Source organism: Pseudomonas sp. KH_027 (genome assembly GCF_057838565.1).
Genome location: NZ_CM174470.1, coordinates 297527 through 321728 on the forward strand (window position 1 = coordinate 297527; position 24202 = coordinate 321728).

Annotated in this window: 22 protein-coding genes and 1 other RNA gene; 12 read left to right on the forward strand and 11 right to left on the reverse strand. The window is 64.8% G+C overall.

Features of this window, described 5'->3' with window-relative positions; translation table 11 throughout:
• Positions 1-10: 10 nt before the first annotated feature.
• The 3 genes from ssrS to AC3IYG_RS01475 form a co-directional block, all read right to left on the reverse strand.
• A non-coding RNA gene (gene ssrS, locus AC3IYG_RS01465) (6S RNA) lies at positions 11-189 on the reverse strand.
• 33 nt (positions 190-222) lie between these two features.
• Positions 223-534: a cell division protein ZapA gene (locus AC3IYG_RS01470; RefSeq protein WP_489311949.1), complete on the reverse strand. Its 312-nt coding sequence runs from the start codon at positions 532-534 to the stop codon at positions 223-225.
• The gene (locus AC3IYG_RS01475; RefSeq protein ID WP_489311950.1) at positions 534-740 is read right to left on the reverse strand and encodes a TIGR02449 family protein; all 207 of its coding nucleotides are present in this window, start codon (positions 738-740) and stop codon (positions 534-536) included. Before AC3IYG_RS01475 ends, AC3IYG_RS01470 begins: the two co-directional genes overlap by 1 nt.
• A gap of 157 nt (positions 741-897) precedes the next feature.
• Between AC3IYG_RS01475 and AC3IYG_RS01480 the strand changes: the two genes are divergently transcribed.
• The 10 genes from AC3IYG_RS01480 to gcvP all read left to right on the forward strand — a co-directional run bounded on the left by AC3IYG_RS01480 (position 898) and on the right by gcvP (position 13393).
• A complete protein-coding gene (locus AC3IYG_RS01480) occupies positions 898-1455 on the forward strand; it encodes a YecA/YgfB family protein (protein WP_489311951.1) in 558 nt (185 codons plus the stop codon).
• 23 nt (positions 1456-1478) lie between these two features.
• Positions 1479-2813 (forward strand): Xaa-Pro aminopeptidase, encoded by a 1335-nt coding sequence (pepP, locus tag AC3IYG_RS01485; RefSeq protein ID WP_489311952.1) that lies wholly within the window; start codon positions 1479-1481, stop codon positions 2811-2813.
• Positions 2814-2817: 4 nt separating this feature from the next.
• Complete coding sequence (gene ubiH, locus AC3IYG_RS01490) at positions 2818-4002, forward strand: 2-octaprenyl-6-methoxyphenyl hydroxylase (protein WP_489311953.1); 1185 nt, start codon at positions 2818-2820, stop codon at positions 4000-4002.
• A 9-nt stretch (positions 4003-4011) separates the two neighbouring features.
• Entirely contained in the window at positions 4012-4494 is a 483-nt protein-coding gene (locus AC3IYG_RS01495; RefSeq protein WP_489311954.1) for a DUF4442 domain-containing protein, read from the forward strand.
• A 10-nt stretch (positions 4495-4504) separates the two neighbouring features.
• Positions 4505-5728 carry a 2-octaprenyl-3-methyl-6-methoxy-1,4-benzoquinol hydroxylase gene (locus tag AC3IYG_RS01500; RefSeq protein WP_489311955.1) on the forward strand — a complete coding sequence of 408 codons (1224 nt, stop codon included), beginning with the start codon at positions 4505-4507 and terminating at the stop codon, positions 5726-5728.
• Positions 5729-5923: 195 nt separating this feature from the next.
• Positions 5924-6922: an extracellular solute-binding protein gene (locus AC3IYG_RS01505; protein ID WP_489311956.1), complete on the forward strand. Its 999-nt coding sequence runs from the start codon at positions 5924-5926 to the stop codon at positions 6920-6922.
• A gap of 94 nt (positions 6923-7016) precedes the next feature.
• Positions 7017-8636 carry an ABC transporter permease gene (locus AC3IYG_RS01510; RefSeq protein WP_489311957.1) on the forward strand — a complete coding sequence of 540 codons (1620 nt, stop codon included), beginning with the start codon at positions 7017-7019 and terminating at the stop codon, positions 8634-8636.
• Between the two features lie 182 nt (positions 8637-8818).
• On the forward strand, positions 8819-9901 hold the full coding sequence (gcvT, locus tag AC3IYG_RS01515; RefSeq protein ID WP_489311958.1) for a glycine cleavage system aminomethyltransferase GcvT: 1083 nt from the start codon (positions 8819-8821) through the stop codon (positions 9899-9901).
• Between the two features lie 150 nt (positions 9902-10051).
• On the forward strand, positions 10052-10441 hold the full coding sequence (gcvH, locus tag AC3IYG_RS01520) for a glycine cleavage system protein GcvH (RefSeq protein WP_489311959.1): 390 nt from the start codon (positions 10052-10054) through the stop codon (positions 10439-10441).
• Positions 10442-10516: 75 nt separating this feature from the next.
• Entirely contained in the window at positions 10517-13393 is a 2877-nt protein-coding gene (gene gcvP / locus AC3IYG_RS01525) for an aminomethyl-transferring glycine dehydrogenase (protein WP_489311960.1), read from the forward strand.
• Positions 13394-13519: 126 nt separating this feature from the next.
• Here the strand turns inward: gcvP and AC3IYG_RS01530 are convergent, their stop codons facing one another.
• The 6 genes from AC3IYG_RS01530 to AC3IYG_RS01555 form a co-directional block, all read right to left on the reverse strand.
• Complete coding sequence (locus tag AC3IYG_RS01530; protein WP_489311961.1) at positions 13520-13744, reverse strand: hypothetical protein; 225 nt, start codon at positions 13742-13744, stop codon at positions 13520-13522.
• A gap of 221 nt (positions 13745-13965) precedes the next feature.
• Positions 13966-14271 carry a DUF2388 domain-containing protein gene (locus tag AC3IYG_RS01535; protein WP_489311962.1) on the reverse strand — a complete coding sequence of 102 codons (306 nt, stop codon included), beginning with the start codon at positions 14269-14271 and terminating at the stop codon, positions 13966-13968.
• A 72-nt stretch (positions 14272-14343) separates the two neighbouring features.
• A complete protein-coding gene (locus tag AC3IYG_RS01540; RefSeq protein WP_489311963.1) occupies positions 14344-14793 on the reverse strand; it encodes an NfeD family protein in 450 nt (149 codons plus the stop codon).
• A gap of 12 nt (positions 14794-14805) precedes the next feature.
• Positions 14806-15726 (reverse strand): SPFH domain-containing protein, encoded by a 921-nt coding sequence (locus tag AC3IYG_RS01545; RefSeq protein ID WP_489311964.1) that lies wholly within the window; start codon positions 15724-15726, stop codon positions 14806-14808.
• A gap of 153 nt (positions 15727-15879) precedes the next feature.
• On the reverse strand, positions 15880-17664 hold the full coding sequence (tfpB, locus tag AC3IYG_RS01550; protein WP_489311965.1) for a type IV pilus assembly ATPase TfpB: 1785 nt from the start codon (positions 17662-17664) through the stop codon (positions 15880-15882).
• Positions 17665-17820: 156 nt separating this feature from the next.
• A complete protein-coding gene (locus tag AC3IYG_RS01555) occupies positions 17821-19188 on the reverse strand; it encodes a CYTH domain-containing protein (protein ID WP_489313818.1) in 1368 nt (455 codons plus the stop codon).
• Between the two features lie 176 nt (positions 19189-19364).
• Here AC3IYG_RS01555 and argE point away from each other — a divergent pair, with 176 nt between their 5' ends.
• Together argE and argA are read left to right on the forward strand one after the other, a co-directional pair.
• Positions 19365-20516 (forward strand): acetylornithine deacetylase, encoded by a 1152-nt coding sequence (gene argE / locus AC3IYG_RS01560; RefSeq protein WP_489311966.1) that lies wholly within the window; start codon positions 19365-19367, stop codon positions 20514-20516.
• A gap of 183 nt (positions 20517-20699) precedes the next feature.
• Positions 20700-21998, forward strand: coding sequence for an amino-acid N-acetyltransferase (gene argA, locus AC3IYG_RS01565; protein ID WP_489311967.1), 1299 nt, complete (start codon positions 20700-20702; stop codon positions 21996-21998).
• 106 nt (positions 21999-22104) lie between these two features.
• Here the strand turns inward: argA and arcC are convergent, their stop codons facing one another.
• Both arcC and AC3IYG_RS01575 read right to left on the reverse strand, forming a co-directional pair.
• The gene (arcC, locus tag AC3IYG_RS01570) at positions 22105-23034 is read right to left on the reverse strand and encodes a carbamate kinase (protein ID WP_489311968.1); all 930 of its coding nucleotides are present in this window, start codon (positions 23032-23034) and stop codon (positions 22105-22107) included.
• Between the two features lie 99 nt (positions 23035-23133).
• A complete protein-coding gene (locus AC3IYG_RS01575) occupies positions 23134-24144 on the reverse strand; it encodes an ornithine carbamoyltransferase (protein WP_489311969.1) in 1011 nt (336 codons plus the stop codon).
• Between the last annotated feature and the right edge of the window lie 58 nt (positions 24145-24202).

Below are 24202 nucleotides of genomic sequence, written 5' to 3' on the forward strand. Positions count from 1 at the left end.
GGTAAGAATAAGACCCCCCGACGTGCCGCTGTCGGCTTAGCCCTTGAACCCGAAAGTTCAAGGTGGAGGTTGCAGGGAGCGTTAAGGCTTTCCGTCAGGCGGACATGCACACCGGCTCCAACTTGCAACCCCCGGGTTTGTGCGTATCGGCTCAGGGACATCACCAACTGGCGCACACTCCAGGGAGCGGGGGCCAGTATACCCGAATCCGCCGCGCTGCAATCAGCTATGGCCGGCATCCTGATCGGTGGCCAGGGCGTGGTCGACACGCTCCAGCAGGTCGCGCACCTGCTCGCGGGTCGAGCTGCTGTCCTGATCCAGGCGCTGGTGTTTGTGCAGCAGGTCGTGGGTGATGTTCAGGGCCGCCATCACGGCGACCCGGTCGGCACCTATGACTTTGCCGCCACTGCGGATTTCACGCATCTTGCCATCCAGATAGCGCGCGGCGCTTTCCAGGTTGGCGCGCTCATCCGCTGGGCAGGCGATGCAATAGTCTTTATCGAGGATGTGGACGGTTACGGTATTCGAGGTCATTAGTCCTGCTCCAGGGCTCTCAGGCGCGAAATCATTGATTCGACCTTGTGCCGGGCTATTTCGTTCTTTTCAACCAGATGGGCGCGCTCCTCGCGCCAGGCCTTTTCATGCGCACGCAAGACTCGGTTGTCGGCTTTAAGCTGCTCGACGCGCTGAATGAGCAGCTCCAGCTTGGTGGTGAGCGCGTGCAGATCGGCGTCTTCCATGGGTTCTCACTAATGCGTTGAATGACCGGAACTATATAGGATCAGTCCGCTAAAGGTGCAAACCTGTCGGCGGCCTTCGATGGTCTTGGCGCGCCTGCCGGTGCTAGGATACGAGGCCTTCATTCTAGTCATTGCGCCCTCTGGCGCCTAGTTGCCGATGCCCACTCAAAATTCCCCGTATAGTGCTTTCGCCGCCCTGCTCGCCAGCAGTGGCCAACCCGTTTCTCCCGCCGAGTTGCATGGCCTGTTACTGGGCCGCAGTTGTGCCGGTGCCGGCTTCGAGGTCGAACCCTGGCTGGTGGATGCCACCGAACTGCTCGGCGGCGCGCCGCAAGACAACATACGGCAGGCCCTGATCGGCCTGCAGGAGATGGTCAAGGGCGAATTGACCGGCGACGACATGACCGTCGTGCTGCTGCTGCCGTCCGACGACGCGCCGCTGGCCGAGCGCGCCATTGCGCTGGGTCAGTGGTGCCAGGGCTTCCTCGGCGGTTTCGGTCTGACCGCCCGCGACAAGGCCTTGAGCGGCGAAGCCGTCGAGGTGTTGCAGGACCTGGCGGCCATCGCCCAGGTGCAGAGCGCGCTGGACGAGTCCGAGGACGGCGAAAGCGACTATATGGAAGTGATGGAATACCTGCGTGTCGCGCCCTTGCTGCTGTTCACCGAGTGCGCCAAAGCGCCGGCAGCCGTCGCCGCGAAGCCTTCCCTGCACTGATTTTCCCGAGGTCGAGTCCGCCCATGATCAGCATCCCCAAGTCGGAATACGCCCGTCGGCGCAAGGCGCTGATGGCGCAGATGGAGCCCAACAGCATTGCCATCCTGCCAGCGGCGCCGGTGTATATCCGCAACCGCGACGTCGAGCACGTCTACCGTCAGGACAGCGACTTCCAGTACCTCAGCGGCTTCCCCGAACCGGAAGCGGTGATCGCGCTGATTCCGGGACGTGAGCACGGCGAGTACGTGCTGTTCTGTCGCGAGCGCGATCCCGAGCGCGAGCTCTGGGACGGCCTGCGTGCCGGCCAGGATGGCGCCATCAGCACCTTCGGCGCCGACGATGCATTCCCCATCGGTGATATCGATGACATCCTCCCGGGGTTGATCGAAGGCCGCGAGCGGGTTTATTACGCCATGGGCACCAACCAGGAGTTCGACCGCCACCTGATGGAGTGGATCAACGTGATCCGCTCCAAGGCCCGTCAGGGCGCGCAGCCGCCCAACGAGTTCGTCGCCCTCGATCACCTGCTGCACGACATGCGCCTGTACAAGTCGGCCAATGAAGTGAAGGTGATGCGCGAAGCCGCGCAGATTTCTTCCCGTGCGCACATCCGTGCCATGCAGGCCAGCCGTGTCGGGTTGAGCGAGTACCACCTGGAAGCCGAACTGGATTACGAGTTCCGCAAGGGCGGGGCGAAGATGCCGGCCTATGGCTCGATCGTCGCCACCGGCCGCAATGCCTGCATCCTGCATTACCGCGAAAACGACGCGCCGTTGAAGGACGGCGATTTGGTGCTGATCGACGCCGGTTGCGAGATCGACTGCTACGCCAGCGACATCACCCGCACCTTCCCGGTCAATGGCAAGTTTTCCCCGGAACAGAAGGCCATTTACGAGTTGGTGCTGAAATCCCAGGAAGCGGCATTCGCGGCCATCGGCCCGGACAAGCACTGGAACGAAGCCCACGAAGCCACCGTGCAGGTCATCACTGCTGGGTTGGTTGAGCTGGGCCTGCTCGAAGGCAATGTCGAAGAGCTGATTGCCAGCGAGGCCTACAAGGCCTTCTACATGCACCGCGCCGGGCACTGGCTGGGCATGGACGTGCATGATGTCGGCGACTACAAGGTCGGCGGCGAATGGCGCGTGCTGGAAGTGGGCATGGCGCTGACCGTCGAGCCGGGCATCTACATCGCCGTGGACAATCAGAACGTGGCGAAGAAATGGCGCGGCATCGGCGTGCGCATCGAAGACGACGTGGTGGTGACCAAGACCGGCTGCGAGATTCTGACCGCCCACGCGCCGAAAACCGTGGCGGAGATCGAGGCCTTGATGGCTGCCGCACGAATCCAGGCAGCCTGAGGCAGTGAGTCGGGCGAACCTGGCGATCATTGGCGGCGGCCTGGTCGGCGCCAGCCTGGCGCTGGCCTTGCAGGCCGGGGCCAAGGCGCGTGGCTGGAAGATCGTGCTGATCGAGCCGTTCGCCCCGGGCGACGGCTACCAGCCCAGCTATGACGCGCGCTCGACAGCCCTGTCGTTCGGCAGTCAGCAGATTTATCAGCGCCTGGGCCTGTGGTCGCGCATCGCGCCGCGGGCCGAGCCGATTCTGCAGATTCACGTCTCCGACCGTGGGCGTTTCGGTGCGGCCCGGTTGAGCGCCGAGGAAGAAGGCGTGCCGGCGCTCGGTTATGTGGCTGAGAATGCCTGGCTCGGTCACTGCCTGTGGCAGGCGCTGGATCATGACGTGGTCAGCTGGCGCTGCCCGGCGGAAGTCAGCGCCATGCAGGCGCTGGACGATGGTTATCGGTTGACCTTGAGCGATGAATCGATCATCGATTGCGATCTGGCCGTGCTGGCCGACGGCGGCCGTTCCGGCCTGCGCGAGCAACTCGGCATCGGCGTGAAGCACACGCCCTACCAGCAGAGTGCGCTGATCGCCAACATCTCCCCGCGCGAGGCGCATGCCGGTCAAGCCTTCGAGCGCTTCACCGACGAGGGGCCAATGGCCTTGCTGCCGCTGGCGGACAACCGCTGCGCGCTGGTCTGGACCCGTTCTGGCGCGGATGCCGAGCGTCTGGCCCGGCTGGATGAGCGCAGCTTCCTGGCCGAATTGCAGCAGGCCTTCGGTTATCGCCTGGGGGCTTTGCGCCAGGTCGGTGCGCGCAATGTCTATCCGCTGGCGTTGATCGAGGCGCAGGAGCAGGTGCGGCCCAACCTGGTGGTGCTCGGTAATGCGGCGCACAGCCTGCATCCGATTGCCGGGCAGGGCTACAACCTGTCGCTGCGCGATGCCCAGGCGTTGGCCGAAGTGCTGCTGGCCAGCCCGGAGGCGCCGGGCGAGTTCGCCACGTTGCAGCGCTATTACGCGCGTCAGCGGCTGGACCAGCACCTCACCGTCGGTTTTTCCGATCGCGTTACCCGGTTGTTCACCAGCGCCGAGCCCTTGCTTGCCACCGGACGTACCCTCGGCCTGCTCGGGCTCGACCTGCTGCCTCCGGCCAAGCGCTGGTTCGCTCGCCAGGCCATGGGCCTGGGCACCCGTTCCGAATGAGAAATGCACATGAGTGACCTTAAACTGGCCCGCCGTGCGCGCTTGCTGCGTCTCGGCCTGAACCTCTATCCGGCTTATCTCGGTGCCGGCATCCGGGTTCAGTACATCGGTGCGGACTTTCGCCGGGTGCAGGTGAAAATGGGCTTGCACTGGTTCAACCGCAACTATGTACGCACCCAGTTCGGCGGTTCGCTGTACAGCATGACCGACCCGTTCTACATGCTGATGTTGATGAACTTGCTGGGCCGCGACTACATCGTCTGGGACAAGGCGGCCAATATCGACTTCATCAGCCCGGGCAAGGGCGCGGTGTATGCCGATTTCCACATAGACGACAGGCTGCTCGCCGAGGTGCGCACGCGTACCGCCGACGGCGACAAGTACCTGCCCGAGCTGCAGGTCGACATTCATGACGCCGAGGGCACGCTGGTGGCCAAGGTGCGCAAGACCCTCTACGTCCGCCTCAAGCCGCGTGCGCGGCAGGCTGCATAAGGAACGGAAGATGCGTGCGGATCTGGTAATCGTAGGTGCGGGCATGGTGGGCAGCGCGCTGGCGCTGGCCTTGCAGAACAGTGGCCTGGACATTCTGCTGCTGGACGGTGGCCCGCTCAGCGTCAAACCCTTCGACCGTGCCGGCGCCTTCGAGCCGCGCGTCAGCGCCTTGTCGGCGGCCAGCCAGCGCGTATTGGAGCGCCTCGACGTGTGGCCCGGGGTAGTCGCCCGGCGCACCAGCCCCTATGCCGAAATGCAGGTGTGGGACGGTTCGGGAACGGGGCAGATCCATTTCTCCGCGGCCAGCGTGCATGCCGAGGTGCTCGGCCATATCGTCGAGAACCGTGTGGTTCAGGACGCCCTGCTCGAGCGGCTGCACGACAGCACGCTGGGCTTGTTGCCCAATGCCCGCCTGGAACAATTGCGCCGCTCCGGCGATGACTGGCTGCTGAGTCTGAGCGATGGCCGCGAAGTGCGCGCGCCGCTGGTGATCGCGGCGGATGGCGGCAACTCGGCGGTTCGCCGCCTGGCCGGTTTCGCCACCCGCGAATGGGATTACCTGCACCACGCCATCGTCACCAGCGTGCGCTGCAGCAAGCCGCATCTGCGCACCGCCTGGCAGCGCTTTACCGACGATGGCCCGCTGGCCTTTCTGCCGCTGGCACAAGAGGGGGAGGACGCGCAGGGCTGGTGCTCGATCGTCTGGTCGATCACCCCGGCTGAGGCCGAGCGCGTGATGGCGCTGGACGACGCGGCGTTCTGTCAGGCGCTGGGCAAGGCCTTCGAATGGCGCCTGGGCGAGGTGCTGGAAGCCGACCCGCGCCTGTGCATCCCGCTGCGCCAGCGGCATGCCAAGCGCTATGTGGAGCCGGGGCTGGCGCTGATCGGCGATGCGGCCCACAGCATTCACCCGTTGGCCGGGCAGGGGGTCAACCTCGGCTTTCTCGATGCCGCCGTGCTGGCCGAGGTGCTGCTGCATGCGCTCGAGCGTGGCGAAAACCTGGCCGATGAGCGAGTGCTCGGCCGCTACGAACGTCGGCGGATGCCGCATAACTTGGCGATGATGGCGGCGATGGAGGGCTTCGAGCGGCTGTTCCAGGCCGACCCGCTGCCGCTGCGCTGGCTGCGCAACAGTGGCCTCAACTGGGTCGACGGCTTGCCCGAAGCCAAGGCGCTGTTCGTGCGCCAGGCACTGGGCCTGTCCGGCGACCTGCCGGAGCTGGCGCGGGCGTAGGACGTACACGCGAAGCAGTACGCCGTTGCAGGTGGCGGACTGTTCGCTGCGCGCCTGAGTCCGCCCTATGTGGTCATCGCGCCGCGCCCGGCCGTCTTTCCGGGCCGAGACACACCCCGATATAAAAACTGCATGCAGAGTGCAAGTGAGTTTTACTATCATTTGCACCTTTCTGGCTATTCCGAGGGCTTGCCCATGCCGCTCCGTCGTTCTTTCCTCTCGCTGCTGGTACTGATGGCCGCGACCTCCGTTCAGGCTGCCGACGAAGTGGTGGTCTACTCCTCGCGGATCGATGAGTTGATCAAGCCGGTATTCGATGCCTACACCGCGAAAACCGGGGTGACGGTGAAGTTCATCACCGACAAGGAAGCGCCGCTGATGCAGCGGATCAAGGCCGAAGGCGAGAACGCCACGGCCGACCTCCTGCTCACCGTGGACGCCGGCAACCTCTGGCAGGCAGAGCAGATGGGTATTCTGCAGCCGTTCAAGTCGGCGGTCATCGACGCCAACATCCCGCCGCAATACCGCTCCTCGACCGACAGCTGGACCGGCCTGTCGCTGCGCGCGCGGACGATTGCCTATTCCACCGACCGGGTGCAGCCGCAGGAACTCTCGACCTACGAGGCGCTGGCCGGCAAGGAGTGGGAGGGCCGGCTCTGTCTGCGCACGGCGAAGAAGGTCTACAACCAGTCGCTGACCGCCACCTTGATCGAAACCCATGGCGCAGAGAAAACCGAGGAAGTCCTCAAGGGTTGGGTCAACAACCTGTCCACCGATGTGTTCTCCGATGACATCGCCGTGCTCCAGGCGATCAATGCCGGACAGTGCGATGTCGGCATCGTCAACACCTACTACTACGGGCGCCTGCACAAGCAGGAGCCGGGCCTGGCGGTGAAGCTGTTCTGGCCCAACCAGCAGGATCGCGGCGTGCATGTGAATCTCTCGGGCATCGGCCTGACCCAGCACGCGCCGCACCCGGAAGCGGCCAAGGCCTTGGTGGAGTGGATGACCGGGTCGCAGGCGCAAGCCCTGTTCGCCGGGGTCAACCAGGAATACCCGGCCAACCCGAGCGTGCCGCCGTCGGCCGAAGTGGCCAGTTGGGGCACGTTCAAGGCCGACAGCATTCCGGTCGAAGTAGCCGGCAAGCGCCAGGCCGAAGCGATCAAGTTGATGGATCGCGCTGGCTGGAACTGACCGCCGCGACACGTCCATGCACGGCTAGTCGCGGTTATACTCGGCGCCCCGGTTGAAACCCGGGGCGTTGTGTTTTCTGCCTGATGAGGATTTTGTGGCCCATCCCGCCCAGCGTCGCTGGTACCCGATTGCCTTTGCGCTTGCCGCGCTGGTGCTGCTGCCGCTCAGTGTCATGGCGCTGTCCTGGCAGGCGCTGGATCTGCAGATCTGGTCGCACCTGTGGCAGACGCAGATGCCGCGCCTGCTCGGCAATACCCTGACGCTGGTGTTCGGCGTCGGTGTCGGGGTGACGCTGCTCGGCGTCAGCCTGGCGTGGCTCACCAGCCTTTGCGAATTCCCTGGGCGGCGCTGGCTCGACTGGGCCTTGATGCTGCCCTTCGCCATTCCCGCCTACGTGCTGGCCTTCGTCTTCGTCGGCCTGCTGGATTTCGCCGGGCCGCTGCAAAGCCTGCTGCGCGAGTGGTTCGGCACGGGCCTGCGGCTGCCGCGGGTGCGCTCCACCGGCGGGGTGATCATCGTTTTGGTGCTGGTGTTCTATCCCTACGTCTACCTGCTGGCGCGCACGGCCTTCCTGGCTCAGGGCAAGGGCCTGATGGAGGCCGCACGGGTGCTTGGGCAGTCGCCCTGGCAGGCGTTCTGGCGTGTGGCGTTGCCGATGGCGCGCCCGGCGATCGGTGCCGGCGTGGCCTTGGCGATCATGGAAACCCTGGCCGATTTCGGCGCGGTTTCGGTGTTCAATTTCGATACTTTCACCACCGCCATCTACAAGACCTGGTACGGCTTCTACAGCCTGTCCACCGCGACCCAGTTGGCCAGCCTGCTGTTGTTGGCGGTGATGCTGGTGCTGTATGGCGAGCGTCGCGCGCGCGGCGTCAACCGGCCTTCCAGCGAGCGTCCGCGAGGTAAGGCGCTGTATCGCCTGCGTGGCGCGCGGGCCTTGGCCGCCAGCGCCTGGTGCGGGCTGGTGTTCGCCTGCGCCTTTCTCATCCCGGTGCTGCAATTGCTGGTGTGGTTCTGGCAGCGTGGCCGTTTCGACCTGGATGAACGCTATGCCGGTTTGATCCTGCACACCCTCTACCTCGGTGCGCTGGCGGCGGCGATCACCGTCGCGGTCGCACTGCTGCTGGCCTTTGCCCGCCGCCTGGCACCGACCCGGCCGATCCACTCGGCGGTCAGCCTGGCCAACCTCGGTTACGCTTTGCCCGGCTCGGTGCTCGCGGTGTCGATCATGCTGGCGTTCAGCTACCTTGACCGCGAGCTGATGATCCCGCTGTCGAACTGGTTCGGCGGTGCTGGCAAGCCGCTGCTGCTGGGCAGCCTGGCGGCGTTGCTGCTGGCCTACCTGATCCGTTTTATCGCGGTGGCTTACGGCCCGCTGGAGCACGGTCTGGGGCGGATTCGGCCGTCGCTGCCGGAGGCCTCGCGCAGCCTTGGTGTCGGCGGCCCCCGGTTGTTCTTCCGGGTTTACCTGCCGCTGCTGCTGCCTGGGGCCTTGAGTGCGGCCCTGTTGGTGTTCGTCGATGTGCTGAAGGAAATGCCGGCGACCCTGCTGATGCGTCCGTTCGGCTGGGACACCCTGGCGGTGCGGGTATTCGAGATGACCAGCGAGGGCGAGTGGGCGCGTGCCGCGCTGCCGGCGCTGACCCTGGTGTTGGTCGGGTTGTTGCCGGTGATCGGCCTGATTCGCCGCTCGGCCCGGCGCCACGGGCACTGACCGCGCAGCCCCCAGGTTGAATGTGTCCAGCCGTCATTCTTGCGGCTACAATGCGCGCCATTCGATGCGGCCCGTCATTCAGACCGGGCAGCTGATACGTCGTCGCCAGTGCCTTGTTCGTACAAGCTCAGCCGCGTTTCAGTGCCTGCCCGCATCTTCGCCAAGCCCGGAAGGAGAAACCCATGGGACAGCGCACGCCCCTCTATGATCAGCACCTTGCCCTGGGTGCCAAGATGGTCGATTTCGGCGGTTGGGATATGCCGCTGCACTACGGCTCGCAAGTCGAGGAGCACCACCAGGTGCGCCGCGATTGCGGGGTCTTCGATGTGTCGCACATGACGGTGGTCGATGTTGCCGGCGCGCAGGCCAAGGCCTATCTCCAGCATTTGCTGGCCAATGACATCGAACGTTTGCAGGCGCTGGGCAAGGCCCTCTACAGCGGCATGCTGAATGAGCAGGGCGGGGTGATCGACGACCTGATCGTCTACCTCACCGCCGAGGGCTACCGCGTGGTGGTCAACGCCGCCACCCGCGACAAGGACCTGGCCTGGATGCAGGCGCAGACCGCCGGTTTCGCCGTCGAACTGCACGAGCGCGCCGAACTGGCGATGCTCGCCATCCAGGGCCCGCAGGCGCGGGCGCGGGCCGCCGAACTGGTGTCCGGCGCACGTGCTGAGTTGATTGGCGTGCTCAAGCCGTTCCAGGGCTTTGCCGAGGGCGACTGGTTTATCGCGCGGACCGGCTACACCGGCGAAGACGGCCTGGAAATCATGCTGCCGGCCGAGCAGGCGCCGAGCTTCTTCAATGAACTGGTCGGTGCCGGCATCGCCCCGATCGGCCTGGGCGCGCGCGATACCCTGCGCCTGGAAGCGGGCATGAACCTCTACGGCCAGGACATGAGCGAAGACGTCTCGCCGCTGGCCGCCAACATGGCCTGGACCATCGCCTGGGAGCCGCCGGCGCGTGGCTTCGTCGGCCGCAAGGTGCTGGAAGCGCAATACGCGGCCGGCAACCAGCCGAAACTGGTCGGTCTGGTGCTGGAAGAGCGCGGCGTATTGCGCGCGCACCAGGTGGTGCGGGTCGAAGGGGTGGGCGAGGGTGAAATCACCAGCGGCAGCTTTTCCCCAACCCTCGGCAAGTCGATTGCCCTGGCCCGCGTACCGGCGGCGACCGGCGAGCGCGCCGAGGTGGAAATCCGTGGCAAATGGTACCCCGTGCGCGTGGTTCGGCCGACGTTCGTCCGCCACGGCAAGGCATTGATCTGAACCGCGTGGCTCCTGGCGGGCGGACTGCAAGGGCCGCGGCCCTGTGGTTGGCATCGCCGCCGAGCGGCGCAGTAATTTTCGGGCCGGTTCTAACAACCTGCTAAATTTTCTAGGCGGGCCATCCGCCTCCCAGTCTTTGAGGACACCGATATGAGCAATATCCCCAGCGAACTGCGTTACGCCGCCAGCCACGAATGGGCTCGCCTGGAAGCCGATGGCAGCGTGACGGTGGGCATTTCCGACCATGCTCAGGAAGCCCTGGGTGATGTGGTGTTCGTCGAGTTGCCGGAGCTTGGCAAGCAACTGGCGGCCGGTCAGGAAGCGGGCGTGGTGGAGTCGGTGAAAGCCGCCTCGGACATCTATTCACCGATCAGCGGTGAAGTCATCGCCGTCAACGACGCGTTGACCGACTCGCCGGAAAACGTCAACAGCGACCCCTATGGCAGCTGGTTCTACAAGCTGCAGCCGAGCAACGCCGCAGAATTGGACAAGCTGCTGGATGCCGCCGGTTACCAAGCTGCCTGCGACGCCGACGCTTAATAACTAGCTATCCTTAAAAAGCCTCGATTCGCAGGCCTGCGAATCGAGGCTTTGTCTTTTTCCGAGAGCCCGACCATGTCCCAAACGCCCAGCCTTGTGCAGCTCCAGCAGTCCGACGCCTTTCTGCGTCGCCACCTGGGGCCTGATGCCGATGAACAGCAGGCCATGCTCGAGGCTCTCGGCCTGGGCAGTCGCGCCGAACTGATCGAGCAGACGGTACCACCGGCGATTCGCCTGAATCGTCCGTTGGAGCTACCGGCGGCGCTGGATGAAGAGGCGGCGCTGGCCAAGTTGCGCGGCTACGCCGAGCAGAATCAGGTCTGGACCAGCTTGATCGGCATGGGTTACCACGGCACGCTGACGCCGGCGGTGATCCTGCGCAACGTGCTGGAAAACCCGGGTTGGTACACCGCCTACACGCCGTATCAACCGGAAATCGCCCAGGGACGCCTGGAAGCGCTGTTGAACTTCCAGCAGTTGACCATCGACCTCACCGGCCTGGATCTGGCCAGCGCCTCCTTGCTGGATGAGGCGACTGCCGCCGCCGAAGCCATGGCGTTGGCCAAGCGCGTGGCCAAGAGCAAGAGCAACCTGTTCTTCGTCGACCAGAACTGCCACCCGCAGATCATTTCCGTGGTCCGCACCCGCGCCGAAGCCTTTGGCTTCGACCTGGTGGTGGCGGCCGTCGAAACCCTTGGCGAGCACCAGGTGTTTGGTGGCCTGTTGCAGTACCCGGACACCCACGGCGAAATCCGCGACCTGCGCCCGTTGATCGAGCAACTGCACGCGCAACAGGCCCTGGCCTGTGTTTCCGCCGACCTGCTGAGCCTGCTGCTGCTGACCCCGCCCGGTGAGCTGGGGGCCGATGTGGTGTTCGGTTCGGCGCAGCGCTTTGGCGTGCCGATGGGCTATGGCGGCCCGCACGCGGCCTACTTTGCGACCCGCGACGAATTCAAGCGGGCGATTCCCGGACGCATCATCGGCGTGTCGAAAGACGCGCGCGGCAACGTCGCCCTGCGCATGGCCCTGCAAACCCGCGAACAACATATCCGCCGCGAGAAGGCCAACTCGAACATCTGCACCGCGCAGGTGCTGCTGGCCAATATCGCCAGCTTCTACGCGGTCTACCACGGGCCGCAGGGCCTGAAGCAGATCGCCCAGCGCGTGCACCGGCTGACCTCGATTCTGGCCGTCGGCCTTGAGCGCAAAGGCATCCAGCGCCTCAATCGGCAGTTCTTCGACACCCTGACCCTCGACGTCGGCGGCAGCCAGACGGCGATCATCGAATCGGCCCAGGCCGCGCAGATCAACCTGCGCATCCTGGGCCGTGGCCAGCTCGGCCTGAGCCTGGACGAGACCTGCGGCGCCGAGACCGTGGCGCGCTTGTTCGACGTGTTCCTCGGTGCCGATCACGGCCTCGACGTCGCCGAGCTGGACGCCGGTGAGGTGCCTTGCGGCATTCCTCAGGCGCTGCAACGCAGCTCGAGCTACCTCAGCCACCCGGTGTTCAATACCCACCACAGCGAAACCGAGATGCTGCGTTACCTCAAGCAGCTGGAGAACAAGGACCTGGCGCTGAACCAGTCGATGATCCCGCTCGGCTCCTGCACCATGAAGCTGAATGCCACCAGCGAGATGATCCCGATCACCTGGCCGCAGTTCGCCAACCTGCACCCTTTCGTGCCGTTGGAACAGGCCAGCGGTTACACGCTGATGATCGACGAACTGGAGGCCTGGCTGCGCGCCATCACCGGCTTCGACGCGATCTGCATGCAGCCCAACTCCGGCGCCCAGGGTGAATATGCCGGCCTGCTGGCGATCCGCAAATACCACGAGAGCCGCAACGAAGGGCATCGCAATATCTGTCTGATCCCGGCTTCGGCGCACGGCACCAACCCGGCCTCGGCGCAGATGGCGAGCATGCGCGTGGTGATCGTCGAGTGTGACAACGAGGGCAACGTCGATCTGGAAGACCTCAAGCGCAAGGCCGCCGAAGCCGGTGAGCAACTGGCCTGCCTGATGGCGACCTACCCCTCGACCCACGGCGTGTACGAGGAAGGCATCCGTGAAATTTGCGAGGTGATCCACGTCCACGGTGGCCAGGTCTACATGGACGGTGCCAACCTCAACGCCCAGGTCGGCCTGGCGCGTCCGGCGGACATCGGCGCCGACGTGTCGCACATGAACCTGCACAAGACCTTCTGCATCCCGCACGGCGGTGGCGGCCCGGGTATGGGCCCGATCGGTGTGCGCGCACACTTGGCGCCGTTCGTCGCCAACCACCCGGTGATTCAGCTGGAAGGCCCGAACCCCGAGAATGGTGCAGTCAGCGCGGCGCCTTGGGGCAGTGCCAGCATCCTGCCGATCAGCTGGATGTACATCGCCATGATGGGCCCGCAACTGGCCGATGCCACCGAAGTGGCGATCCTCGGAGCCAACTACCTGGCGAACCAGCTGGGTGGCGCCTTCCCGGTCCTCTTCAGTGGCCGCAACGGGCGGGTGGCCCATGAATGCATCCTCGATCTGCGCCCGCTCAAGGCACTGACCGGGATCAGCGAGGAGGACGTCGCCAAGCGTCTGATGGACTACGGCTTCCATGCCCCGACCATGTCGTTCCCGGTGCCGGGCACGCTGATGATCGAGCCGACTGAAAGCGAATCCAAGCACGAGCTCGATCGCTTTATCGAGGCGATGCTGAGCATCCGCGCGGAGATCGACAAAGTGCAGAGCGGCGAGTGGCCGGCCGAGGACAACCCGCTCAAGCGTGCGCCGCACACCCTGGCGGATGTCATCGGTATCTGGGAACGTCCCTACAGCATCGAGCAGGCGGTCACCCCGTCCGCCCACAGCCGAGCCCACAAGTACTGGCCGACGGTGAATCGCGTGGACAACGTCTACGGCGACCGCAACCTGTTCTGCGCTTGTGTGCCGGTGGACGATTACCGCGAGTAATCGCCACACGTGCAGTGCTTGGTGGATGGGCGCTAGACATCGTCACAGGCCACACCGTCGCGGGAGTCCAGGGGTTCTCGGGAAGCGCTGATTGCTGCCTTTTTGGGTCCCCGCGCTCGCGTAGCGCTATTCGGGCTTGAGTTGCAGGCGCGGCAGCAGGCCGAGCAACAGCACGTTGAAGACGATGAGCAGCAGGCTGCCGAGCAGACCGATAAGCTGGATCGCCGAGGACGGCACCAGCGCGAAAACATCGATGTCGACGAGGGAGAACAGGCGATCACTGAACCAGATGAGGTTGATCGCAATCATCAGGATCAGTACGACTTTCAGCGTGGGAATGGGGTTGCCCATGGGTAACGGTCCTTGTTATCGGGGGTTGCAGCAAGCGCCTGATAGTCTCACGGCCCTGGCCGAGGTGTGGCAGGCCGTGTGCAATTTCGCGATGGGGTCAGCAATAACATCGCTCGATGCGGGCCTGGCCAGCCTCTACCGGGTAGTCAGCATGTAGCTGCTCGCCATGCCTGTGCATGTGTCGCGCCGCTCGAGTGTGGCACTTCCTGCTGATCTCGACGTCACTGCGCAACCAGAATGGCGCGGGCCAGGTCCTGGTCGCTGGCCTGCAGGCCCGGGTTGTCGGTGCGCACTTTCTGCATCGCCGCTTCCAGGTAGGGGCCGCGTATGCTGCCGGCACTGGCGATATAGGCGCTGGCGTCATCCTGGGCGGCAACGATCAGCTTGTCGTCATGTTTGCGGAACGTCAGGTAGGTCGAGGCGGTGGTCGCGCCGGAAGAGAGGATGTCGCGTACCGTGCTGTCGGCCAGTGCCGAACCGACGGGCAGTACGAGCAAGAGCGGGACGATGGCCAGTTTGATACACATGAACAGAACTCCTGTGGGTAGTGCCCAATAGGACTACCGGCACAGGTTGGGAGTTCAGTCGTAGCAGGGTGCTCAGCTGGCTGCAGCGACCTTGAGCAGTACGCCATCCTGGCCGATCACCTTGATCGCGGTGCCGGCTGGCAGGTCCGGGCCACTGACCAGCCAGAGGCTGTCGCCGGCCTTGATCTTGCCGCGCCCGTCGACAATCGCCTCGTGCAACTGGAAGGTACGACCGATGAATTCCTGGCCGCGCTGGTTCAGCCCCGGTTGGTCGGAGGGTTTGGCGGCGTGGCGCTGGCGTTGCCACCAGAGTACCGCGGTGAGCACCGACAACAGGCCGAACAGCAGGAACTGCCAGGTCCAGGGCAGTGCCGGAAACACGTAGCTGATCACCCCGACCGCGGCGGCAGCCACGCCCATCCACAACAGATAGCCGCCGGCGCCGAACACTTCGAGGATCAGCAGCAGGGTGCCGAGAGCCAGCCAGTCCCAGAATGAAAGGTGTTGCAAGTAGTCCCACATGTTCCGTCTTCCCTAGACTTTTTTGTTGTCGAAGGTGGCGCGCACGATCTCGCCGATGCCGCCCACTGCGCCTATCACCTGGCTGGCTTCCAGCGGCATGAGGATGACTTTGCTGTTGTTCGCCGAGGCCAGCTTGCCCAGGGCGTCGATGTATTTCTGTGCGACGAAGTAATTGATCGCCTGCACGTTGCCGCTGGCAATCGCTTCGGAGACCACCTGGGTCGCGCGGGCTTCGGCTTCGGCCTGGCGCTCGCGCGCTTCGGATTCGAGGAAGGCGGCTTGGCGCTCGCCCTCGGCTTCGAGGATCTGCGCCTGCTTCTTGCCTTCGGCGGTGAGGATCGCTGCCGCCCGCAGGCCTTCGGCTTCGAGGATTTGCGCGCGCTTGACCCGTTCGGCTTTCATCTGCCCGGACATGGCGGCCATCAGGTCAGCGGGCGGGCTGATGTCCTTGATCTCGATACGGGTGATCTTGATACCCCAGGGCGCCGTGGCTTCGTCGACGGTACGCAGGAGTTTTTCGTTGATCCCGTCGCGCTGGCTGAGCATGGCATCCAGCTCCATCGAGCCGAGCACGGTGCGGATGTTGGTTTGCAGCAGGTTGCGGATCGCGTGTTCGAGGTTGTTGACCTCGTACGCCGCCTGGGCCGTGTTGATCACCTGGTAGAAGCACACCGCGTCGATCTGCACCGTGGCGTTATCGGCGGTGATGACTTCCTGCGGTGGGATATCCAGCACGCTTTCCATCACGTTGAGCTTGCGGCCGATGCGGTCCATTACCGGAACGATGATGTTCAGCCCCGGTTTCAGGGTGTTGGTGTAGCGGCCGAAGCGCTCCACGGTCCACTCATAACCCTGCGGTACGACCTTGAACCCCATGAAGACCATGGCCAGAGCGAGGCCGACGAAAAGAAAAATCACACTGCCGATTTCCATAAAAACTCCTTTTCCCTAGGGTGGGTTGGTCATTCGTAGGGCGGGTTAGCCGCATGGCGGCGTAACCCGCCAACGGTGCCGCCAGGCACCGACACTCACCGACCAGTTGAGCGGTTGGTGGGTTACGGCCTGCGGCCTAACCGACCCTACGATTCATTTTTGTTCGCTTTGCGGGGTGACTCTGAGCACTTCCTCGATTGTGGTCAGGCCGGCGGCGACCTTCTGCGCGCCGGACAGGCGCAGGCTGCGCATGCCCTCCTTGAATGCCTGGCGGCGCAGGGCCAGCAGGTCAGTGTCGGCGGTGATCAGGGGTTTGACGCTGTCCGTCAGTTGCATGATTTCGTACACCCCGGCGCGGCCGCGGTAGCCAGTATCGCGGCACTCCAGGCAGCCGACGGCGATGTGTGCGCCGCCGGGCAGCGGTGCGCTCCAGGGTTTGGTCAGGCTTTGCCAGTCCTCTGCGCTGATCTGCTCCGGCGCTTTGCAATGCGGGCAGAGTGTGCGCACCAGGCGCTGGGCCATGACCCCGAGCAGGGTGGCCCGCAGCAGGTAATAAGGTACGCCCAGTTCGAGCAGGCGAGTGATGGCGCTGGGGGCGTCGTTGGTGTGCAGGGTGGACAGTACCAGGTGGCCGGTGAGCGCGGCCTGGATCGCCATTTCCGCGGTTTCCAGGTCGCGGATTTCGCCGACCATGATGATGTCCGGGTCCTGCCGCATCAGCGCACGCACGCCGCTGGCGAAGGTCAGGTCGATGTTGTGCTGGACCTGCATCTGGTTGAAGGCCGGCTCGACCATCTCGATCGGGTCCTCGATGGTGCAGAGGTTGACCTCCGAGGTCGCCAGCTTCTTCAGCGTGGTGTAGAGCGTGGTGGTCTTGCCCGAACCGGTCGGGCCGGTGACCAGGATGATGCCGTTCGGCTGGCTGGTCATGTCCAGCCAGCGGCGCAGGTCGTCGGGGGAAAAGCCTAGCTGGTCGAAGTTCTTCAGCAGCACTTCCGGGTCGAAGATCCGCATCACCATCTTTTCGCCGAAGGCGGTGGGCAGGGTCGACAGGCGCAACTCGACCTCGCCGCCGCCCGGGATCTTGGTCTTCACCCGGCCATCCTGCGGTTTGCGCTTCTCGGCGACGTTCATCCGCCCCAGGCTTTTCAGGCGGCTGACGATGGCCATGGTCACTTGTGGCGGGAATTGGTAGACGTTGTGCAGCACGCCGTCGATGCGAAAGCGCACGGTGCCCTGCTCGCGGCGCGGCTCGATGTGGATATCGCTGGCGCGCTGCTGGAAGGCGTACTGGAACAGCCAGTCGACGATGTTGACGATGTGCGCGTCGTTGGCGTCCGGCTCCTGGTCGCTGGCGCCGAGGTTGAGCAGTTGCTCGAAGTTGCCGAGGTTGCTGTTCCTGGTGTCGACGGCGCTGGCGCCGCTGACCGATTTGGCCAGGCGGAAGAACTCCACGGCGAAACGCTGGATATCCGCCGGGTTGGCCACCACGCGCTTGATCGGGCGTTTCAGCACATGGGTCAGGTTGGCTTCCCAGCTGCTGACGAAGGGTTGCGCGCTGGCGATGGTCACCGCTTCGCTGTCCACCGCCACGGCGAGGATCTTGTGGCGCTGGGCGAAGGCGTAGGACATCAGGGGCGTGACCGCGGCGACGTTGATCTTCAGCGGGTCGATGCGCAGGTAAGGCTGGCCGGCATGCTGCGCCAGCCAGACCGTCAGGCTTTCCAGGTCGAGCTTCTTGCCCGGCCGGCTGAGGTCGTCGACCTGCTGTGCGGCGAGAAACTCCAGTGGATGCAGTTGCGGGTTGGCCGAACTGCGGCGGATCGCCAGGCATTGCTCGGCGGTTTCCTGCGCCAGGCGGCCCTGGGCGACCAATTCGCGCAGCAGGTCGTTGAGATCCAGCGTGCGATCCTGGGCCGGTGAAGCGAAGGCGGACATGCGAACTCCTTGTCAGGCGGTTCTGCTGCGCAGCGTCGAGCACACCCTACGGCTGCTGGGCTTGCAAAGAATAGCCCTAAGCATGCCCGATTGCGCCGCCCGGCGCGATGCTGCGAGCCTGCACTTGTGCTCGGGCTCGCACTCGCGGCGGCGGGCTTACAGGCGCAGCAGGACTTTCCAGGCTTTGCTGGTCAGCACGGTTTGCGCCTGCTGCACGCGCGCCGCCAGGCATTCCTCATCGAGCGCGCGGTTGGCCAGTTCGCGCAGCTTGTTCAGCTCGCCATACAGGCGGTCGACTTCCGGCACGTCCAACACCTGGCGGGCCAGGCGCAGCCAGACTTGCAGGCGCTCGATGCGCGGCAGTTGTTCGCTGAGGTCTTCCGGTTGCTGCTGATAGCGACCCAGTTGCAAGGCCACGGCTTCTTCGGCCAGCAGGTGCGGTAGCCAGTTGCCGAGCACCGCCGCGCCCTGGCGGTTGCCGCGGTTGTTGCGCTCGGCCGTCCAGGCGTTCGCCAGCAGCCAGCGCGAGGTGTTCAGCGAGAACAGGCCCCAGCGCGTGCCTTGCAGCTCGGCGGCGAACTGCGCGGGCGCGGCTTGGCGCACGGTTTCGTCGTGCTGCCCGGCCTGTACCCGTGGGCGCCACTCGCTGAGCAGCGCGTCGAGGCTCAGCCGCAGTTCGTGGCTGCTGGCCCGTGGCGCGGCCTGGCCAAGGCTGCCGACCAACGCCCGCAGTTCCACAAGCTGCTCGACCCAGTCGACCAGCAGGCGCCAGTGACCGTTGAAGCGGTATTGCTCGGCCAGGCGCTGGCTGCTGCCGAGCAGGTGCCAGGCCAGCGCGGCGAAGGCCTGGTCGAGCGCCAGTTCGGGGTTGAGCTCCGGCAGCGGCAGGCTCAGCGAATAGCTGCTGGCGTCGAACAGGCGATAACCGCGTTCGGCCTTGCTGATGTCGCAGGGCATCAGCGCCAGATCCGTCGCCAGCTCCGCGGCCAGTTCCAGCAGCGCCTGTGGTTCGCCTTGGCGCAGCTCCAGCTCCAGCTCGCAGATTTCCTCTTCCTGGCCGGCGGCGACCACTTTGCCGAGGTCGAGGGCGGCTTCGATCAGCACTTTGCTCTTGCCACGGCCCCAGGCGATTTCCGCGCGCTCACGGACGAAGTCGGTGGTGAAAATCACCTGCAGCTGTTTTTTGTCCAGCTCGGCCAAGGCTTCTGGCCAGCACGCGTCATTCAGCTTTTTCAGGTCCAGCTTGGCCTTGCTCAATGCCCAGTCGTACTCGTTGCGCTCGGACAAACCGGCGACGCTCTGGCCACGGGTCTTCAGGGTCTGGATGAGCGCCTCGCCGTCACGTCGGATGCGCAGCGCGATCCGGGCTTTGGCCAGGTCCCGTTCCGGTGTATCGAAATACTGATTGAACAGTTCGCGACGCTCCCAGCCAGCCTTGTTGCGCTTTTTCAGCAACGGGTGCTCACGCAGTGCGGCGAGGGTTTCGCGGCTGACGCGGAGTTTGATTTCGGTTTCTTTCTGCATGGCCGGGGAATCCAAACGCTGATAACGGATGCGCAGCCACCAAGTGCCGGAGGCGTGGGCTGCTGAAGCCATGGAGTGTACAGGACAAGCCGGTGCGCCGCCCCAGCGCCGGCCTTTGGCGGTTTATTCCTGAGTGGCGATGGCTCTATGATGGGGCTCGCTTGTGGAGACCCGGAATGCGCCTACCTTCCCTCAAAGAGCAATTCGCCGCGTTGATCGCCACGCCGTCGGTGAGTTGCACCCAGCCGAGCCTGGATCAGTCCAACCGCGGGGTGATCGATTTGCTCTGCACCTGGCTCGGCGACCTGGGCTTCGCCTGCGAGCTGCAAGAGGTCGAACCGGGCAAGTTCAACCTGCTCGCCAGCTTCGGCAGCGGTCCTGGCGGCCTGGTATTGGCCGGGCACAGCGACACCGTGCCCTTCGATGGCGCCCTGTGGCAGACCGACCCGCTCAAGTTGACCGAAGTCGACGGCCGCTGGGTCGGCCTTGGTGCCTGCGACATGAAAGGCTTCTTCGCCCTGGTGATCGAAGCGCTGCTGCCGCTGCTCGACCAGCCGTTCCGCCAGCCGCTGCTGATTCTCGCCACCTGCGATGAAGAAAGCTCGATGGCCGGCGCCCGGGCGCTGGCGGCGGCGGGCCGGCCCTTGGGGCGGGCGGCGGTGATCGGCGAGCCGACCGGCTTGCGGCCGATCCGCCTGCACAAGGGCGTGATGATGGAACGCATCGATATTCTCGGTCAGAGTGGCCACTCCTCCGACCCGAGCCTCGGTCACAGCGCTCTGGAGGCGATGCACGGGGCGATGGCCGAGCTGATGCAGTTGCGTCGGCAGTGGCAGCAGGAATACCGCAATGCCCAGTTCACGGTGCCGCAACCGACGCTGAATTTCGGCTGCATCCACGGTGGCGACAATCCCAACCGAATCTGCGGCCAGTGTTCGCTGGAATTCGACCTGCGGCCCTTGCCGGGCATGGACCCGGAAATGCTCCGTGCGGCGATCCGCCAGAAGTTGCAGCCGTTGGCCGCGCAGCATCAGGTCAGCATCGACTTCGCGCCGCTGTTTCCCAGTGTGCCGCCGTTCGAACAGGCCGCCGACGCCGAACTGGTGCGCGTGGCCGAACGGCTGACCGGGCACCGCGCCGAGGCAGTGGCATTCGGCACCGAAGCGCCTTATCTTCAGCAACTGGGGTGCGAGACTCTGATTCTCGGCCCCGGCGATATCAGCTGCGCCCATCAGCCCGGGGAGTTCCTGGAAATGTCACGTTTACAGCCGACAGTACGTCTGTTGCGTGAGTTGATTCAGCACTACTGCCTGAGCCCCATGGCCTAGCGAAGCGAATGCCGGCAACGCCAGCCAGGGCGGCGTTGCCGATTGATCACCGATTGAACGTTAAGGAGAGCGCGCGTGTTGCAGCCCCAACTTCGACGATAAAGCCGACGTTTCACCTGCGCCGCGCGCAGATGCGGTTGCTCGCTCCAGCTTTCTCTTCACGAATCAAAGGCTCATTACGCTATGCCGGAATACGTCAATTGGCTGCGCCACGCTTCGCCCTATATCAATGCCCACCGCGATTGCACCTTCGTCGTCATGCTGCCCGGCGACGGCGTGGTGCATCCGAATTTCGGCAACATCGTCCATGACCTGGTGCTGCTGCACAGCCTCGGCGTGCGCCTGGTGCTGGTCCATGGCTCGCGCCCGCAGATCGAGGCACGGCTGGCCGCCCGTGGGCTGACGCCGCATTATCACCGCGACCTGCGGATCACCGACGGGCCGACCCTGGAGTGCGTGATCGACGCCGTCGGCCAACTGCGGATCGCCATCGAAGCACGCCTGTCGATGGACATGGCCGCCTCGCCGATGCAGGGCTCGCGCCTGCGCGTGGCGAGCGGCAACTTCGTCACCGCGCGGCCGATCGGCGTGCTTGAAGGTGTCGACTATCACCACACCGGCGAAGTCCGCCGGGTCGACCGCAAGGGCATCGGCCGGCTGCTCGACGAGCGCTCGATTGTGCTGCTCTCGCCGCTGGGCTACTCGCCCACCGGGGAAATCTTCAACATCGCCTGTGAAGACGTGGCCATGCGCGCGGCGATCGATCTGGGCGCCGACAAGCTGATCCTGTTCGGCGCTGAGCGCGGGCTGCTGGATGAGCGCGGCAAGCTGGTGCGTGAACTGCGCCCGCAGCAGGTGCCCAACCACCTGCAACGGCTCGGCAACAGTTACCAGGCGGAATTGCTGGATGCCGCCGCCCAGGCCTGCCGTGGCGGGGTCAAGCGCAGCCATATCGTCAGCTATGGCGAAGACGGTTCGCTACTCACCGAGCTGTTCACCCGCGACGGCGGCGGCACCCTGGTCGACCAGGAGCAGTTCGAGCAATTGCGCGAGGCGAGCATCGAGGATGTCGGCGGCCTGATCGACCTGATCAGTCCGCTGGAAGAGCAGGGCATCCTGGTGCGCCGCTCGCGGGAAGTGCTGGAGCGCGAGATCGAGCAGTTCAGCATCGTCGAACGCGACGGGCTGATCATCGCCTGCGCGGCGCTCTATCAGATCGCCGACTCGGATTCCGGCGAGCTGGCCTGCCTGGCGGTCAATCCGGATTATCGCCATGGTGGCCGTGGCGACGAGCTGCTGGAGCGCATCGAGGAACGCGCGCGGGCGCAGGGCTTGAAGACCTTGTTCGTGCTCACCACCCGCACCGCCCACTGGTTCCGCGAGCGCGGCTTCGAGCCCAGCGGCGTCGAGCGCCTGCCGGCGGCGCGGGCCTCGCTGTACAACTACCAGCGCAACTCGCAGATCTTCGAGAAGGCGCTTTAAACCCCGATCTCGGTGGCCGGTGAGGCGCTGACCGCAGGGCGGCCCAGGCGCGCAGCGAGCAGTCCGCCGCTGGAGGGCGGACAGCCGCGCGAGTACGCCCTGGGTTTTAGCGGTAGCTCAGGCCGGGTTTGGCGGTGCTGATGCGGGTGCCGGCCTTGCCCTGGACGATGGCCTCGATATCCGCCAGCGAACCGATCACCGCGACCTTGCCGGTATTACGCGCGAACTCGCAGGCCGCCTGGACTTTCGGGCCCATGGAGCCGGCGGCGAAACCGAGCCGCTCCAGTTCGTCCGGGTGGGCTTGGGCGATGGCTTTCTGGCTGGGCTTGCCCCAGTCGATAAAGGCCGCGTTGACATCGGTGGCGATGACCAGCAAATCGCTCTCCAGTTGTTCGGCCAGCAAGGCCGAGCACAGGTCCTTGTCGATCACGGCCTCGACACCTTCGAGCGTACCCTCGGCGTTGTAGCGTGTCGGGATGCCGCCACCACCGGCGCAGATGACGATGGTGCCATGCTCCAACAGCCATTTGACCGGGCGGATTTCGAAGATGCGCTTGGGTCTTGGGCTGGCGACCACGCGGCGAAACTTGTCGCCGTCGGGGGCGATGCTCCAGCCTTTTTCCGCTGCCAGGCGCTCGGCGTCGGCTTTCGAGTACACCGGGCCGATGGGCTTGGTCGGGTTCTGGAAGGCCGGGTCGTTGCTGTCCACCTCCACCTGGGTCAGCAGGGTGGCGAAGGGCACCTCGAACGGCAGCAGGTTGCCCAGCTCCTGTTCGATCATGTAGCCGATCATGCCTTCGGTCTCGGCGCCGAGCACATCCAGCGGGTAGGGGTTGACCGAGGTATAGGCCGCGGCCTGCAGGGCCAGCAGGCCGACTTGCGGGCCGTTGCCGTGAGCGATCACCAATTCGTTGCCGGCGGCGATCTTGGCGATCTGTTCGGTGGCGATTCGCACGTTTTCGCGTTGGTTGTCCGCAGTCATGGGCTCACCACGACGCAGCAGGGCGTTGCCGCCCAATGCGACGACGATACGCATAGCAATTCTCCTTGGTTAAGGGGCAAGAGGCGTCCATGGCAGTGACGCAGAGCGTCACGGGATGTGTTCCCACGCGGGGGCATGGGAACGCGCGCTCCGTCAGATGTCCGCGAGCGCCGAGACCAGGATCGCCTTGATCGTGTGCATGCGGTTTTCCGCTTGCTCGAAGGCGATATTGGCCGGCGACTCGAACACGTCCTCGGTGACTTCAACGCCGTTGGCCAGGTGCGGGTAGCGCTCGGCGATGTCCTTGCCGACCTTGGTTTCGCTGTTATGGAACGCCGGCAGGCAATGCATGAACTTCACCCGAGGGTTGCCGGAGGCTTTCATCATCTGCGTATTGACCTGGTACGGCAGCAGTTGGGCGATGCGCTCGTCCCAGGCTTCGACCGGCTCGCCCATGGACACCCAGACGTCGGTGTGGATGAAATCGACGCCCTTGACCGCGGCCTGCGGGTCTTCGGTGAGGGTGATGCGCGCGCCGCTTTCCTCGGCGAAACCTTGGCACTGGGCAATGAACTCCTCGGTCGGCCAGAGCGCCTTGGGCGCGCCGATGCGCACGTCCATGCCGAGCTTGGCGCCGATCATCAGCAGCGAATTGCCCATGTTGTAACGGGCATCGCCGAGGTAGGCGTAGCTGATGTCGTGAATCGGCTTGTCGCTGTGTTCACGCATGGTCAACACGTCGGCAATCATCTGGGTCGGGTGGAATTCGGCGGTCAGGCCGTTGAACACCGGCACGCCGGCGAACTTGGCCAGCTCTTCGACGATCTCCTGGCCGTAGCCGCGGTACTCGATGGCGTCGAACATGCGGCCGAGCACGCGGGCGGTGTCTTTCATGCTCTCTTTGTGGCCGATCTGCGAGGAGCTCGGGTCGATGTAGGTGACGCTGGCGCCCTGGTCATAGGCGGCGACTTCGAAGGCGCAGCGGGTGCGGGTCGAGGTTTTTTCGAAGATCAGCGCGATGTTCTTGCGTTTCAGGTGTTGCTGCTCGGTGCCGGTGTACTTGGCGCGCTTCAGGTCGCGCGAGAGGTCCAGCAGGTAGTGAAGCTCACGGGTGGTGTGGTGCATCAGGCTGAGCAGGTGACGGTTGTGCATGTTGAAAGCCATGATCAATCTCCTTGCCAGGCGCTCGCTACGGCTTCACAGGGCCTGGTAATTGGTGGGC

Excerpts from the sequence above, each read along its gene's own strand:
- AC3IYG_RS01480 (WP_489311951.1), top strand. The coding sequence starts at position 898 with ATGCCCACTCAAAATTCCCCGTATAGTGCTTTCGCCGCCCTGCTCGCC.
- gcvH (WP_489311959.1), top strand. The coding sequence starts at position 10,052 with ATGAGCAATATCCCCAGCGAACTGCGTTACGCCGCCAGCCACGAATGG.
- AC3IYG_RS01505 (WP_489311956.1), top strand. The coding sequence starts at position 5,924 with ATGCCGCTCCGTCGTTCTTTCCTCTCGCTGCTGGTACTGATGGCCGCG.
- AC3IYG_RS01495 (WP_489311954.1), top strand. The coding sequence starts at position 4,012 with ATGAGTGACCTTAAACTGGCCCGCCGTGCGCGCTTGCTGCGTCTCGGC.
- AC3IYG_RS01535 (WP_489311962.1), bottom strand. The coding sequence starts at position 14,271 with ATGTGTATCAAACTGGCCATCGTCCCGCTCTTGCTCGTACTGCCCGTC.
- AC3IYG_RS01470 (WP_489311949.1), bottom strand. The coding sequence starts at position 534 with ATGACCTCGAATACCGTAACCGTCCACATCCTCGATAAAGACTATTGC.
- AC3IYG_RS01555 (WP_489313818.1), bottom strand. The coding sequence starts at position 19,188 with ATGCAGAAAGAAACCGAAATCAAACTCCGCGTCAGCCGCGAAACCCTC.
- AC3IYG_RS01575 (WP_489311969.1), bottom strand. The coding sequence starts at position 24,144 with ATGGCTTTCAACATGCACAACCGTCACCTGCTCAGCCTGATGCACCAC.
- arcC (WP_489311968.1), bottom strand. The coding sequence starts at position 23,034 with ATGCGTATCGTCGTCGCATTGGGCGGCAACGCCCTGCTGCGTCGTGGT.
- gcvP (WP_489311960.1), top strand. The coding sequence starts at position 10,517 with ATGTCCCAAACGCCCAGCCTTGTGCAGCTCCAGCAGTCCGACGCCTTT.
- AC3IYG_RS01545 (WP_489311964.1), bottom strand. The coding sequence starts at position 15,726 with ATGGAAATCGGCAGTGTGATTTTTCTTTTCGTCGGCCTCGCTCTGGCC.
- argE (WP_489311966.1), top strand. The coding sequence starts at position 19,365 with ATGCGCCTACCTTCCCTCAAAGAGCAATTCGCCGCGTTGATCGCCACG.
- AC3IYG_RS01540 (WP_489311963.1), bottom strand. The coding sequence starts at position 14,793 with ATGTGGGACTACTTGCAACACCTTTCATTCTGGGACTGGCTGGCTCTC.
- argA (WP_489311967.1), top strand. The coding sequence starts at position 20,700 with ATGCCGGAATACGTCAATTGGCTGCGCCACGCTTCGCCCTATATCAAT.
- tfpB (WP_489311965.1), bottom strand. The coding sequence starts at position 17,664 with ATGTCCGCCTTCGCTTCACCGGCCCAGGATCGCACGCTGGATCTCAAC.
- AC3IYG_RS01530 (WP_489311961.1), bottom strand. The coding sequence starts at position 13,744 with ATGGGCAACCCCATTCCCACGCTGAAAGTCGTACTGATCCTGATGATT.
- pepP (WP_489311952.1), top strand. The coding sequence starts at position 1,479 with ATGATCAGCATCCCCAAGTCGGAATACGCCCGTCGGCGCAAGGCGCTG.
- AC3IYG_RS01500 (WP_489311955.1), top strand. The coding sequence starts at position 4,505 with ATGCGTGCGGATCTGGTAATCGTAGGTGCGGGCATGGTGGGCAGCGCG.
- AC3IYG_RS01475 (WP_489311950.1), bottom strand. The coding sequence starts at position 740 with ATGGAAGACGCCGATCTGCACGCGCTCACCACCAAGCTGGAGCTGCTC.
- gcvT (WP_489311958.1), top strand. The coding sequence starts at position 8,819 with ATGGGACAGCGCACGCCCCTCTATGATCAGCACCTTGCCCTGGGTGCC.